Origin of the sequence: Stappia sp. P2PMeth1, assembly GCF_900185735.1 — a bacterium.
In the GTDB taxonomy this organism is placed as follows: domain Bacteria; phylum Pseudomonadota; class Alphaproteobacteria; order Rhizobiales; family Stappiaceae; genus Stappia.
Map to the genome: position 1 here is coordinate 206,288 of NZ_FYAW01000017.1, position 13,156 is coordinate 219,443.

Below are 13,156 nucleotides of genomic sequence, written 5' to 3' on the forward strand. Positions count from 1 at the left end.
GGAGCGGGACAGCGATAGCGGCTCTGCCCCGCCGGCGATTGAACAAATGTCACCTGACCGGCAGGTCCTCCCAGGTTGCGGCGCCGAACTCGTCGAGGCTCCGCCACCAGGCGCGCGGAGTAAGCCCCGCGAAGTCCTCGAACTCGCGGATCATGTGGGCCTGATCGGCATAGCCGCCGGAGAAGGCGATATCGGCCCAGTCGGGCCGTTGCGTCGCACGCGCGAGCGCCTGGACGCGATTGAAGCGGGCGATGCGGGCAACGGTCTTCGGCGAAAGGCCGATTTCACGGGAGAAGCGCTGCGACAGATGCTTGCGGCTCCAGCCGATCCTGGCGGCGAGGTCGGCGACGCGGTGTACCGCACCCGCGGCGAGCAGGCCGTAGGCGGCCTCCACCAGCGGAACCGTCGCCTCTCCGGCGGCTCCCCCAAGGCGGGCGGCAAGGAAGGCCTGTGCGCAGTCGAGCCGGGCGCACCAGTCGTCAAGATCCTCCAGTCTGCGGAGGAGTTCGCCGACCTCGCGATGGGCAAGGTCGGACAGGGGCACCATGCGCCCCGCAAACTCGGCAGCCGGAACGCCCAGCAGGCGCTGCGCCCCGACCGGCGTCAGGTTGATCTGAAGGCATGCGGACCGACCGTTGGAGGCGATGAAGACGCGAGCCGTATCAAGACCGGCGATAAAGCTCGGTCGCTCGTCATCTAGGCGAGGTGCTCGGCCGAGGCCGATGCGGAACGGGTCGCGGAAGCTGATAATCAGCGGCACGGCGAGCGAGGCGGTTTCGATCTGCCGAACGGCGCGACCGGCCGTCTCCTCATAGGCGGCAATGTCCGTGTAGAAGGCGCGCAGATGCAGCGGCGCTTGCCGGCGCATGAAGACGACGCCGCAATCGACGGGGGCTGTCATGCCAGGGGTATGCGGATCGGGACCATCCGTCTGTGCCGGGCCCGCGAACTCACGCCTCTTGTTTCGCTCGCTCATGCCGCAGGCGCTCCCGTTCTCGCTACGCGCCGCCTTCCCGTCAGAGTGACAAGGTGACGAGAGCGGGGACGTGTGCACCCCGCCCGCTCCGGCAGCCTGGCGGCCAACGGAGCGGAGAGGGCGTAAAGGCTACTTGCCCTTGCCGGCGTTTTCGAGGCGGGCGATCAGGCTGGACGTGTCCCAGCGGTTGCCACCCATCGCCTGGACTTCCGCATAGAACTGATCGACCAGTGCGGTGACCGGCAGGCGGGCGCCCGTTTCGTTGGCCGTCTTCAGGCAGATGCCGAGGTCCTTGCGCATCCAGTCGACGGCGAAGCCGAACTCGAACGTGCCGTCACGCATGGTCTGCCAGCGGTTTTCCATCTGCCAGGACTGGGCCGCGCCCTTGGAGATGACCTCGATCACCTTGGCGACGTCGAGATCCGCCGTCTTGGCGAAGTGGATTGCCTCCGACAGACCCTGCACCAGGCCGGCGATGCAGATCTGGTTGACCATCTTGGTGAGCTGACCGGCTCCGGCCGGGCCCATGTGCCCGACCATCTTGGCGAAACACTCGATGACGGGACGGGCGGTCTCGTAGGTGTCGGCATCGCCGCCGACCATCACGGTCAGCGCGCCGTTTTCCGCGCCCGCCTGGCCGCCGGACACCGGCGCGTCGAGGAAGCTGCAGCCCTTTGCCTTGGCCGCCTCGTAGAGTTCGCGGGCGACCTCCGCCGAGGCGGTGGTGTTGTCGACGAAGATCGCGCCCTTCTTCATGCCGTGGAAAGCGCCGTCAGGGCCGGTCGTGATCGAACGCAGGTCGTCGTCGTTGCCGACGCAGGAGAAGATGAAATCGCACCCCTCCGCTGCCGCAGCAGGGGTCGCGGCGTGGGTGCCGCCATGCTGCGCCGCCCATTTCTCGGCCTTGGCCGCGGTGCGGTTGTAGACGGTGACCTCATGGCCGCCGCGCGACCTGAGATATCCGGCCATCGGATAGCCCATGACACCGAGACCGATGAATGCAACCTTCGCCATTGCGCCCCTCCGCTTGAATTTGCTGGCTGAACCGCCCCGGACGAGGCGGTGTGCAAATGCTGTCGGACCCTGTTTAGCGCATCGCGAGGCCAGAGTCAGGGGGAGGGGCGCAGGCGCTGCGGCCGCCCGTCACTCGCCGTCGGGCGACAGGATCGGCGCCAGGGCGCGGCGGGGCGCGGGTCGGCGGATCCGGCGCGGCGCGTCAACGGGAGGCGAGATCCGGTCCTCGGCGCGCAGGGCGATCAGGTAGGTTCGTGCAAGCAGGTCAATCATGTTCCGCTCTCCATCAATGGCATCAGTTGCCGAAAGAATTGCGGTTTTCTCCCGTTCATGCGACTCAGGAAAAACGTCTGAATGTAAGTGAGGCTTACAGATGGATTGGAGCCGAATGCCTTCGCTTGCCGGCCTGCGCGCCTTCGCCGCTGTCGCCGAGGCCGGCACGCTGGCCGGGGCGGGACGGACGCTGAATGTCAGCCATGCGGCGATCAGCCAGCAGGTGCGGGCGCTGGAGGCATTTCTCGGCGCCGAACTGGTGGTCCGGCAGGGGCGGGGAATCGTCCTGACACAGGAAGGACGCGCTCTCGCCGGGCATATCGAGGACGCCTTCTCGCGGATGCACCGCGCGGTCGCGGAACTGACCGACGCGGACCGCACCCGCCCGCTGCAGGTGACCATGACGCCGGCCTTCGCGGTGAGCTGGCTGATGCCACGCATCTCGGAATTCCGCCATCGGCATCCGGACATCGAGTTGATGTTGAACCCAACCGCTCAGGTCGTGGATCTGGAACCGGGCGGTGTCGATCTCGCCATCCGTTTCGGCAATGGTCGGTGGCGGGGGCTCGTATCGGAGCCGCTGCTGCTGACCGGTTTCGTGGTGGTGGCGGCACGCTCGCTCGTCGGCGACACGGATTTCTCGGACCTGACGCGGCTGCGGGACTATCCCTGGCTGCAGGAACTCGGCACCAACGAGAGCGCCAACTGGTGGCAGCGGCAGGGCATCGCCCCGGCAAAGGGCATCAACCTGCATCTGCCGGGCTACATGATGCTGGAGAGCCTGCGGCGCGGCGACGGGGTGACCGCGGCCGCGCGCGCCTTTATCGAGCCGGAGATCCGCTCGGGCCAGTTGCGGGTCCTGTTCGAGGACCAGGAGCGCGGCAACGGCTATCACCTGGTCACGCGGCCCGGGGTGCAGCGGCCGCCGCTCAAGGCCTTCATCGCCTGGCTGCGGAGCCACCGCGATCGGCAGGGGGACGCGTCGGATTAACGGGCAAGCGGCGCAAGGGCGGAGGAAAGATCCGCGATCAGGTCCTCCGCATCCTCGATACCGATGGACAGGCGCAGCAGGTTGACCGGGATTCCGGTGGCGTCCCCTTCGATCGTGTGGCGATGCTCGACAAGGCTCTCGACGCCGCCGAGCGACGTCGCCCGCTTGATCAGTGTCAGCCGCCCGGCGACGGCCAGAGCTTCCGCGGCGCCGCCCTTGACGAGGCAGGACATCAGATAGCCGCCCTTGGCCATCTGCCGGCGCGCGGCCTCATGGCTCGCATGGCCCGCAAGCCCGGGATAGAACACGGCTTCGATGGCGGGATGCGCGGCGAGCATCTCGGCGACGGCCTGTGCATTGGCGCACATCCGCTCCATGCGCAGGGACAGGGTGCGCAAGCCCCGCAGCAGCAGATAGGCCTCGAAGGGGCCGAGCACCGCACCGGAATCGTGCCGCTCCTCGCGGATGAAGCGCCAGACGTCGCTGTTCGCGTCGCGGCAGGTGACGATGCCGGCCAGCACGTCGGAATGGCCGTTCAGCGCCTTGGTCGCCGAATGCAGGACGAGGTCGGCGCCAAGATCGAGCGGTCGCATGAGCAGGGGCGTTGCGGCGGTGGCATCGACGACGAGAACCGCCTTCAGGCCATGCGCCGTCTCGGCGATCGGGGCAATGTCGGCGACCGTCAGCCAGGGGTTCGATGGCACTTCGAGCAGGACGAGATTCGGGCCGGTTTCGCGCAGCGTTTCGCAGAATCGGGCGGTGTCGCTCGCGTCCGCCTCGATCAGGGCGATGCCGGCATGGGCGCAGTGCTTGCGCAGCCAGGACGTGGTGCCCCAGTAGATGCCGGCCTGCGCGACGATGGTGCCGCCCGGCCGTACGCTGCGCAGCACTGCGGCGACCGCCGCCATGCCGGAGGCGAAGACGCGGCTGTCCGCGCCGTTCTCCAGGCGCGTCATCAGGCTTTCGATCTGGCGCGGCAGGTCGCTGTCGTCCCGCGAATAAAGGTGCGCGGCACTGGTCAGCCGGTAGTCCGCGTCGCGGGCGAAGGTCGTCGCGGTGTGGATCGGCGGGACCACCGCGCCGGTTGCCGGATCGACGCCGCCGCCGCCATGGGCGAGGAGCGAGGCGGGAGAAAGGCGGCGGTCGGACGTGTCGGCCATGGAAAGACTCCGGTGGGAAAGGTGTCCGGCAGGGGTAAACGCGCAACGCCTTTCCCGCAATGGGGCAGGTTGCACCAGCCGATGAGAAGGGCTCAACTGCGCCGCAGATGGCGGGTCAGGCGCAGTTCGATCTCGTCCCAGATCCGCCGCAAGGTCTCCACCACGATCAGGTAGAGCACGGCGGCCCAGATATAGGCCTGGAAGTCGAAGGTCCGGGAATAGGCGCGGCGTGTCTCGCCCATCAGGTCGAAGATCGTCACCAGCGAGACGATGGCGGATCCCTTGATCATCAGGATCAGTTCGTTGCCGTAGGGGCGCAGCGCCACGATCAGCGCCTGCGGCAGGATCACCTTCCAGAAGGTGACGCCTTTACGCAGCCCCAGCGCGGCCGCCGCCTCCCATTGCCCCTTGTCGACGTTCCTCACCGCCCCGCGCAGGATCTCCGCCTGGTAGGCGGCGGTGTTGAGCGTGAAGGCGAAGACCGCGCAATACCAGGCATCGCGGAAGAACCACCACAGGCCGACATCGCTGAGGAAGGGGCGGAAGCTGCCGGCGCCGTAATAGATCAGGAAGGTCTGCGCGAGCAGCGGCGTACCGCGGAAGAAGTAGACATAGGCATAGGCGATGCCCGAGACAAACGGGTTCCGCGAAGCGCGGGCCAGCGCCACGAGCAGCGACAGGGCGGCTCCCGCCACCATCGACAGGCCGACCAGTTGCAGGGTCACCACGATGCCGTCGAGATATTTCTCCCAGTAGTTGCGGACAAAGTCCGACATCACGTTTTCGGCAAGGTAGTAGAGCAGGCTGGCGCCGGCGACGATCCATAGCGCCATGAGCAGGTGGCCGGCGACGCGGGTACCGCTCCAGCCTCGTGAAGGAACCGGCGGGGCCGGGCGGGCCGGGATGGTCTCGCGGCTGATCCAGCTCATCGCGATGCCTCCCCGCGGCGGGTCCAGGTCTCGATCCGCGACAGGCCGATGGAGGAGATCATCGCCAGCATGAGATAGATGAGGCAGGCCCCGCCGAAGAACAGGAACGGCTCCTTGGTCACCCGCGCGGCAATGCCGGCCCATCGCAGCAGGTCATCAAGGCCGATGGCCGAGACGAGCGCGGTTTCCTTCAGGAGGATCAGCCAGAGATTGCCGAGCGCGGGCAGGGCGAGGCGGATCAATTGGGGCAGGATGACGAGGCGCATCGTCTGGGGACGGCTTAGGCCAAGTGCATAGCCTCCCTCGTATTGCCCCTGCTTGATGCCGCGAAAGGCGGAGAGGAAGGCCTCCGAGGCATAGGAGGAGAAGACCAGCGACAGCGCCACCATTCCGGCGACGAAGGAGTTGACGTTGACCGTGGCGCCGGGAACGAAGAGCCGCGCGACCTCGTTCAGCAGCATCTGCACGCCGTAATAGACGAGGAACAGCGTCAGCAGTTCGGGCAGGCCACGGAAGATCGTGGTGTAGATATTGGCGGCGGATCGTAGCGAAGGCTCGCCGGAATTCTTGGCAAGCGCGACCAGGAAACCGAGAACGAGGCCGAACGGCAACGACGACAGGGCTAGAGCGACGGTGACGAGCACGCCACGCGCGATCTCATCGCCCCAGCCGTCCGGGCCGAACGATATCAGAGTGAGGATGTCGGTCATGCGCCGGAACCGCTGGTCTTGGCGGGGGGGCAGCAGACTGCCGCCCCGCGTATGTCAACGGTCGTCAGCCGCCATAGACGTCGAAGTCGAAATACTTCGACTGGATCTCTTCATAGGTGCCATTGGCGCGGATCGCCTCGATGGCCTTGTTGAAAAGTTCCTTCAGCTCCGGCTCGTTCTTGCGAATGGCGATACCGGCGCCTTCGCCATTGATGACCGGATCCGGAGTCAGGGTGCCGAGCAGCTTGCAGCAGGCGCCGTCGTCGGTGCCGAGCCATTCGGACAGGACCACCACGTCGTCGATCACCGCGTCGATGCGGCCCGAGGCGATGTCGAGCTTGTACTCGTCCGGGGTCGGATAGAGCTTCAGTTGCGCATCGCCGAGCTTGGCCTCGGCATAGTTGGAGTGGGTGGTGGACGACTGCGCTCCGAGCAGCTTGCCGGCAAGCGCTTCCTTGGTGGCTTCCGAGATGTCGCTGTCCTTCGGGACGGCGATCGCCGGCGGCGTGTTGTAGTACTTGTTGGTGAAGTCGACGCTCTGCAGGCGCTCCTCGGTGATCGACATGGAGGCGATCACAGCGTCGAACTTGCCGGCCTGCAGGGCCGGAATCATCCCGTCCCAGTCCTGAACGACGAACTCGCATTCCACCTTCATCTCGGCGCAGAGCGCCTTGGCGATGTCGATGTCGAAGCCGACGAGCTGGCCGTCGGAGGTCAGATTGTTGAAGGGAGGATAGGCGCCTTCGGTGCCGATCAGCACCTTGCTCCAGTCCTTGGCCTCGGCGGCGCCGACGGTAACAATCGCGAGAGCGGCGGCAGCCGCGATCTTCATGAAACGCATCATGTATCCCCTGCGGTACTGTTTTTGCCCGCGTCCTTGTTGTCGGCGCGGGATCAGATTTCATACTCCCACCAAAATTGTCCGGAGTTCAACCGCTTTACGCTGCGTTGTCCCCGTCGGTCATGCGGAATAGGAACATTGTCCCGCAACCGTCACCAGTATTGGAAGGGTGTCGTAAGGGAATGGGCAAGGACTGTCGGGGGCTTCACCGTGCAGCGAGGCCATAGTCGCCGAAACTGATGAAATCGACAGGCTGCCCTTCGGTCACCGCTGTGACCTCCTCGGGGATCTCGATCAGGCCGTCGGCCTCGCGCAGGGAGGTGATGAGGCCGGAGCCGTCGCGGGCGAACTTGCGCACAACCGTGCGCCCGCTCGCATCGCGGTCGAGACTGCCGCGATAGAACTCGCGGCGGTCGGGTTTCTTCTTCGGCACGCTGAAGGCGGCCGGGATCTGGTAGCGCACCGGCTCGAAGAAGGCGCCGCCGCCAAGCGCCGACAGGACGGGCAGGACGTAGAGAAGCCCGCAGACCATCGCGGCGACGGGATTGCCCGGCAGGCCGAGGGTGACGCAGGTGCCGATGTGGCCGAAATTCATCGGCCGCCCCGGCTTGATCGCGAGTTGCCACATGTGCCGGCTGCCGAGAGCGTCGATGGCGCCGACCAGATGATCCTCTTCGCCGCGGGATGCGCCGCCGGTGGTGACGATGACGTCGTGATCGGTGGCGGCCGCCGTCAGGGCGTCGCGCACGGTATCGGCGCGGTCCGGCAGAATGCCGAGGTCGGTGATCTCGACACCGCTCGCGGCAACCAGTCCGGAGAGGAGAAAATGGTTGCTGTCGTAGACACCGCCGATGGGGAGCGGCACGCCGGGACGGCGCAACTCGTCGCCGCTGGAGACCAGTGCCACGCGAAGCCGGCGGAACACCTCGACGCGATCGGTGCCGGTGGAGGCGATCGCGGCGATGTCTTGCGGCCGCAGTCGGGCGCCGGATCGCACCAGGACATCGCCAGCGGCGAGGTCTTCGCCAGCCCTGCGCCGGTTGGCGCCCGGCTTGAGGCCGGGGGGAATGCGAACGAAGGTTCGGCCGCCGCGTTCCGTTGCCTCGCAATCCTCCTGCATGGCGACCGTATCGGCGCCGTCCGGCATCACTGCGCCAGTGAAGATGCGTGCCACGCTGCCGGGGGCAAGCGGCGCGTCCGGCGCGTGGCCGGCCGCGATGCGGGCGGAGAGAGGCAGAAGTCCATCGGTGGCGGCCGCATGGTCCGCGTGACGGAAGGCATAGCCGTCGACGGCGGAATTGTCGAAAAGCGGCACGTTCTGAGGGGCCGAGACGGACTGTGCCAGGATGCGGGCATGGGCGTCGCCGAGCGCAACGTTCTCGCGCTCGGCGACGGGCGCGATCCGCTCGCGCAGGATCGCCAGCGCCTCGCCGTGGCGCAGCCGGTCGCGGTCGTGCAGGAAGCAGTCGTCAAGCAGTGGTCTGATCGAAGCCATGTCGCGTCCCGGAAAGACCGCATATGCTCAGGATGAAGCCGGCGATGCCGTCGATATCGTCCAGATGGTAGACCGGCAGGGCCGTCTCCGCCACGGCGCCGTCCGAGGCGATGGCGACCACATGCGGATCGCCAGGCGACAACGGCTCGCCGCGCGTAGCGGCAGCGCGGCGCAGTTCCAGCTTCGGCAGGGCCGCGCGCTTGTAGCCCTCGACCAGCACAAGATCGCAGGGCGACAAGCGCGCAAGGATCTGGTCCAGAGACGGCTCGGCCTCGCCGCGCAACTCGTGCATCAGTGCCCAGCGACGCCCCGACACCAGCGCTGTCTCGACGGCACCGGCCGCGCGGTGGCGATGGCTGTCGGTGCCCTCCTGGTCGATGTCGACGGCATGATGCGCGTGCTTGACGGTGGCGACGCGAAAGCCCCGCGCCGTGATCGCGGCAACCAGCCTTTCGGTCATCGTCGTCTTGCCGCTGTTCTTCCATCCGGCGATGCCGAAGACGGGGGGCTTGTGCATGTCTCTCATGCGCCTGCCTTCACAAGGTCTTCCGCTGCCTTGAGGTCCTCGGGCGTGTTGACGTTGAAGAAGGGATCGGGCGCGCCCGGAGGCGGCGTGAAGTCGGCGCTGGCATTGGGATGGATGTCGACGAAGGCGAGCACTTTTCGCGTGGTTCCCTCGCGCAGGAAGGTTTCGAGCGAATCGGCGACGCAGACCGGCCAGTAGCCGAAAACAGGATGCATGTAGCCGTCGGACCGGGCGAGCACAATGCGGCCCGGCTCCACCCCGCGCGCGGCGAGGAGCCGGGCGGCAAGGTCCTCGGGAAAGAACGGCGTGTCGCCTGCAACGGAGACGATCCCCTCGGCCTCTGGCGCATGCGCCTGCGCCCAGCGAAGGCCGGCGAGAACTCCCGCCAGCGGCCCGGCGAACCCTTCGACCGGATCCGGGACGACCGGAAGGCCGAAGCCGGCGAAGCGCCCGGCCTCACCATTGGCGTTGAGCACGAGAGGGCCGACCTGCGGCCGAAGCCGCGCGATGACGCGGGCGAGCATCGTCTCGCCGGCAAGCGGCAGCAGCGGCTTGTCGCCGCCACCCATGCGGCGGGCAAGGCCGCCGGCAAGAACGCATCCAGCGAGACCTGCAGTGCTCATGCGGCGTCGTCCTCGCGGCGCGAGCCCTTGCGGGCATGGCGCGGGTCCTCGCGGTCACCGGCCTCCGGCAGCGCGTCGTACTCGAGCCGCTCAGGCCCCGACAGCACGACGAAGCGCTGGCCGCGCGCCCGGCCGACCAGCGTCAGCCCGACCCGTCGGGCAAGCTCGACGCCCCAGGCGGTGAAGCCGGAGCGGGAGACGAGGATGGGAATGCCCATCATCGCGGTCTTGATGACCATCTCTGAGGTCAGCCGGCCGGTCGTGTAGAAGATCTTGTCCTGCGGGGGGACATGGTTGAGCCACATCCAGCCGGCGATCTTGTCGACGGCATTGTGCCGTCCGACGTCTTCCATATAGGCGACCGCCCGGTCTTCCTGGCACAGCACGCAGCCGTGGATCGCCCCGGCTTCCAGGTAGAGCGAGGGCTGGGTATTGATCTTGCGGGTGAGGGCGTGGAGCCAGGAGGTGCGAAGGCGGGCGGCCGGATCGAGCGAGATCTCGTCGAAACGCTCCATCACATCGCCGAAGACGGTGCCTTGCGCGCAGCCGGAGGTGCGCACCTTCTTCTTCATCTTCTCCTCGTAGTCGGTCGCGCGCTCGGTGCGCACGACCACGACGTCGAGATCCTCGTCATGATCGATGCCGGTGATGCGGTCGTCCGGCCGCAGCATGTTCTGATTCAGAAGATAGCCGACCGCCAGCAGATCCGGCCGGTCGCCGATCGTCATCATCGTGACGATCTCCTGCGCGTTGAGATAGAGCGTCAACGCGCGCTCGCTAACGACGCGAATCTCGACCTCGCGGCCGTTCTGGTCCACGCCCGTGACGGGCGAGGACAGGCGCGCGTCCTGCGGATCGGGGCGGACGACAAAGTCGGGGAGCCTCGCCGAAAGGGGGGCTTTTGAGCGATCTGACTCGGGGTCTTTCCGGGGGTCTTGCAAGGCATCCTCCCTGCCACGCCTGCCGAACGCCGCCCGGGCGGGGCGCTGCTGCGGCGCGGCTGCGTTGCCGCACAGGTTAGGGAAGGAGAGGCAAGGCTGGCAAGGGCGCCGATGCGATCAGGCGGACAGCGCGCGCGGTTGTCTGTCTTGGCGCACTTGCCGGGCCGCGCTGAAGATGATCGCCGAGACGAGATCGTTGTAGCTCGCAAGGTCCGGCGCCTGGCAGATCGGAATGTAGAGGCTCGACAGAACGCCCTCATGCGAATCGAGAGCATCTGCGAAGAACAGCGGCAGGTCGGGCAGCAGGCGCGAAGTATCTCTGCGCCTGTCGAGCACCAGGCAACCGCCGTGGCGCGCGTCGTCGACGATCCGTGCATAGGTACTCTCCACCGCGTCGCCGTCGCCCTCCAGGATCTGGAAGAACGTGTTGCCGGCCAGCAGCAGTGCGCCTGTGAGCCCGTCGCGGGCATTGTTGCGGCGGGCGACCGCGAGCAGGCGGTCGACTTCTTCGTCGAGCGACAGTGTCATCTCGCTGAAGTTGATCCTGCTCCGGTAGCTCAGCCGGGTGATGGTCATGGACTGCCTCGATGCGTCGTTCATGCCAGACAGTCTAGTGACAACCCCTTCGCGTTCGGTAAGCGGAATTCCGAATTGTTGCGTGTGATCATTAACTTGCCGGCAAGCAAGCGGTTTGCGGGGGAAGGTCCCGTCAAACCAGCATCGCAGCGCGGGTGTAGCGGCACCCGTCCAGCCGCTCGGCGACGCAAAGCATGGCCTTGCGGGCCTGGTCGAGCGAGACGGGGGCCGGCTGCTCCAGCAGTTCGGCAACTCCTGCGGGAACCTCGACCCGGCTGTCGGCGAGACAGAGCCAGCAATGCGGGAACAGGCGGGCAGCCAGCGGACCGCTGCACAGCGGACCGGTTCCGCCAAGACGCAGATCGTCGACAATGCTGGACCGGCTGTCGGTCAGGCCCGAGGTTTCGCCTTCGAGCCAAACGACGACCTGATCGCCATGGAGCAGGATCGCCCCGGTGACGCCATTGAGGCGGTTGAGATGGCGGAAACGGTCAAGCAGACGGTCGATGTCCGCGCCGGACAGTCCGTCGAGCAGGCTGCCGCGAAGAGGGGCCCTATAACAGATCGCACTCAGTACCATGTTCTCGATCCTTGCACGTCAAGGCACCCCAGCCATGTCAGAAGTTTGCCGCGCAAGGTCTCCATCAATGGTTAAGAAGCCGCTGACGTGACCTTGAAATCTTGCGGAAAACGGCGATTTCGCAAGGGAACAGCCGGTTGGGCGGGCACGCCGGGCGGCTGCGGCGGGAAAGCAATTGACCTTTGCGGGCGCAGCCTTACGTTCCGCCCATGTGAACGGGCACGGAAGTCATGATGTTCTGGAAGAAAAAGAGGGATGCAATGCCAACGCGCGAAGAGGTCCTTGCCGAGCTCTCCAAGGTCAAGGGGCCGGATCTCGAGGGGGACATCGTGTCGCTTGGCCTTGTCTCGGATATTTTCATCTCCGAGGGGCGGGTGATCTTCTCGATCACCGTCCCGGCGGAGCGCGCCGAGGAACTGGAGCCCATGCGCCAGGCCGCCGAAAAGGTGGTCGGCAAGCTGGCGGGCGTGGAAAAGGTGCTGGCCGCGCTCACGTCCGAACGGCGGCCCGGCGCGGGGGGGAGCGCACCAGCCGTGAGACCCGCGCCGGCCGCCCGCGACGCCGGCAACGTGCCGCCGCCGATGCAGCGCCGTGCGGCGCCTGCAGCGCCTGAGCAGGGGGCAAAGCCGGGTGTGCCGGGCGTGAAGGCGATCATAGCGGTGGCCTCCGGCAAGGGCGGCGTCGGCAAATCGACGACGACCTGCAACCTGGCCCTGGCGTTGCAGGCGAACGGGCTCAAGGTCGGCGTGCTCGACGCGGACATCTACGGCCCGTCGATCCCGCGGCTCTTTCGTGTTTCCGGCCGGCCGGAACCGGTGTCGGGCCGCATCCTCAAGCCGCTGGAAGGCTACGGCATCAAGGTGATGTCGATGGGCTTCCTGGTGGACGAGGAGACCCCGATGATCTGGCGTGGGCCGATGGTGATCTCGGCCATCACCCAGATGTTGCGCGAGGTGGCCTGGGGCGAACTCGACGTGCTGGTGGTCGACATGCCGCCGGGCACGGGCGATGCGCAACTGACCATGGCCCAGAACGTGCCGCTGGCCGGCGCGGTGATCGTGTCGACGCCGCAGGATCTGGCGCTGATCGACGCGCGCAAGGGGCTCAACATGTTCCGCCGGGTCGACGTGCCGCTGCTCGGCATCGTCGAGAACATGAGCTATTTCCTGTGTCCCGACTGCGGCGGACGACATGACATCTTCGGCCATGGCGGCGCGCGCGCCGAGGCCGAGAAGCTGGGCGTTCCGTTCCTCGGCGAGGTGCCGCTCGACATGGCCATCCGCATCAACTCCGACGCGGGAACGCCGGTGACGGTGACCGATCCGGAGGGGGCCCATGCCGCGATCTATCGCGAGATCGCGGCGAAGGTCTGGGCCGAGATCGAGCGCAATCGTGAGGACGGGCAGCGCGCCGCACCGCGCATCGTCATCGAGAGCCAGTGAAGCGGGTTTGACAGATGTGGCCCGTTTCGCGGATGGGCCCGCGCTCAAGCGGCGGGTTCAGGGATCCGCAGATCATCTG

The 13,156-nt window shown here is 66.9% G+C and carries 15 protein-coding genes; 2 read left to right on the plus strand and 13 right to left on the minus strand.

Annotated features, from left to right (window positions below):
• Window positions 1-49: 49 nt before the first annotated feature.
• From P2PM1_RS09905 to P2PM1_RS09915, 3 genes are all read right to left on the minus strand, one after another.
• Complete coding sequence (locus P2PM1_RS09905; protein WP_186398952.1) at window positions 50-901, minus strand: AraC family transcriptional regulator; 852 nt, start codon at window positions 899-901, stop codon at window positions 50-52.
• A 204-nt stretch (window positions 902-1,105) separates the two neighbouring features.
• Window positions 1,106-1,990 carry an NAD(P)-dependent oxidoreductase gene (locus P2PM1_RS09910; RefSeq protein ID WP_186389631.1) on the minus strand — a complete coding sequence of 295 codons (885 nt, stop codon included), beginning with the start codon at window positions 1,988-1,990 and terminating at the stop codon, window positions 1,106-1,108.
• Window positions 1,991-2,119: 129 nt separating this feature from the next.
• The gene (locus tag P2PM1_RS09915; protein ID WP_186389630.1) at window positions 2,120-2,263 is read right to left on the minus strand and encodes a hypothetical protein; all 144 of its coding nucleotides are present in this window, start codon (window positions 2,261-2,263) and stop codon (window positions 2,120-2,122) included.
• A gap of 115 nt (window positions 2,264-2,378) precedes the next feature.
• Here P2PM1_RS09915 and P2PM1_RS09920 point away from each other — a divergent pair, with 115 nt between their 5' ends.
• Window positions 2,379-3,254, plus strand: coding sequence for a LysR family transcriptional regulator (locus tag P2PM1_RS09920; protein WP_208984697.1), 876 nt, complete (start codon window positions 2,379-2,381; stop codon window positions 3,252-3,254).
• On the opposite strand, the gene P2PM1_RS09925 is transcribed toward P2PM1_RS09920, so the two are convergent.
• The 10 genes from P2PM1_RS09925 to P2PM1_RS09970 all read right to left on the minus strand — a co-directional run bounded on the left by P2PM1_RS09925 (window position 3,251) and on the right by P2PM1_RS09970 (window position 11,635).
• A complete protein-coding gene (locus P2PM1_RS09925; RefSeq protein WP_186398953.1) occupies window positions 3,251-4,414 on the minus strand; it encodes a PLP-dependent aspartate aminotransferase family protein in 1,164 nt (387 codons plus the stop codon). The genes P2PM1_RS09920 and P2PM1_RS09925 overlap by 4 nt on opposite strands.
• Before the next feature lie 92 nt (window positions 4,415-4,506).
• Complete coding sequence (locus P2PM1_RS09930) at window positions 4,507-5,343, minus strand: ABC transporter permease (RefSeq protein WP_186398954.1); 837 nt, start codon at window positions 5,341-5,343, stop codon at window positions 4,507-4,509.
• Complete coding sequence (locus P2PM1_RS09935) at window positions 5,340-6,053, minus strand: ABC transporter permease (protein WP_186389627.1); 714 nt, start codon at window positions 6,051-6,053, stop codon at window positions 5,340-5,342. Before P2PM1_RS09935 ends, P2PM1_RS09930 begins: the two co-directional genes overlap by 4 nt.
• A 64-nt stretch (window positions 6,054-6,117) precedes the next feature.
• A complete protein-coding gene (locus P2PM1_RS09940; protein ID WP_186389626.1) occupies window positions 6,118-6,894 on the minus strand; it encodes an ABC transporter substrate-binding protein in 777 nt (258 codons plus the stop codon).
• A 205-nt stretch (window positions 6,895-7,099) separates the two neighbouring features.
• Window positions 7,100-8,389 carry a gephyrin-like molybdotransferase Glp gene (glp, locus tag P2PM1_RS09945; RefSeq protein WP_186398955.1) on the minus strand — a complete coding sequence of 430 codons (1,290 nt, stop codon included), beginning with the start codon at window positions 8,387-8,389 and terminating at the stop codon, window positions 7,100-7,102.
• On the minus strand, window positions 8,364-8,906 hold the full coding sequence (mobB, locus tag P2PM1_RS09950; protein ID WP_186398956.1) for a molybdopterin-guanine dinucleotide biosynthesis protein B: 543 nt from the start codon (window positions 8,904-8,906) through the stop codon (window positions 8,364-8,366). Before mobB ends, glp begins: the two co-directional genes overlap by 26 nt.
• Before the next feature lie 5 nt (window positions 8,907-8,911).
• A complete protein-coding gene (gene mobA / locus P2PM1_RS09955) occupies window positions 8,912-9,538 on the minus strand; it encodes a molybdenum cofactor guanylyltransferase MobA (protein WP_186398957.1) in 627 nt (208 codons plus the stop codon).
• Window positions 9,535-10,356, minus strand: coding sequence for a formate dehydrogenase accessory sulfurtransferase FdhD (gene fdhD, locus P2PM1_RS09960; protein WP_244293191.1), 822 nt, complete (start codon window positions 10,354-10,356; stop codon window positions 9,535-9,537). The genes mobA and fdhD overlap by 4 nt, the downstream gene beginning before the upstream one ends.
• Window positions 10,357-10,596: 240 nt before the next feature.
• Complete coding sequence (locus P2PM1_RS09965; RefSeq protein ID WP_186398958.1) at window positions 10,597-11,055, minus strand: BLUF domain-containing protein; 459 nt, start codon at window positions 11,053-11,055, stop codon at window positions 10,597-10,599.
• Window positions 11,056-11,188: 133 nt separating this feature from the next.
• Entirely contained in the window at window positions 11,189-11,635 is a 447-nt protein-coding gene (locus P2PM1_RS09970; RefSeq protein ID WP_186398959.1) for a BLUF domain-containing protein, read from the minus strand.
• A gap of 260 nt (window positions 11,636-11,895) precedes the next feature.
• On the opposite strand from P2PM1_RS09970, the gene P2PM1_RS09975 reads away from it, so the two are divergent.
• The gene (locus P2PM1_RS09975; RefSeq protein WP_186389619.1) at window positions 11,896-13,077 is read left to right on the plus strand and encodes an Mrp/NBP35 family ATP-binding protein; all 1,182 of its coding nucleotides are present in this window, start codon (window positions 11,896-11,898) and stop codon (window positions 13,075-13,077) included.
• Window positions 13,078-13,156 lie beyond the last annotated feature (79 nt).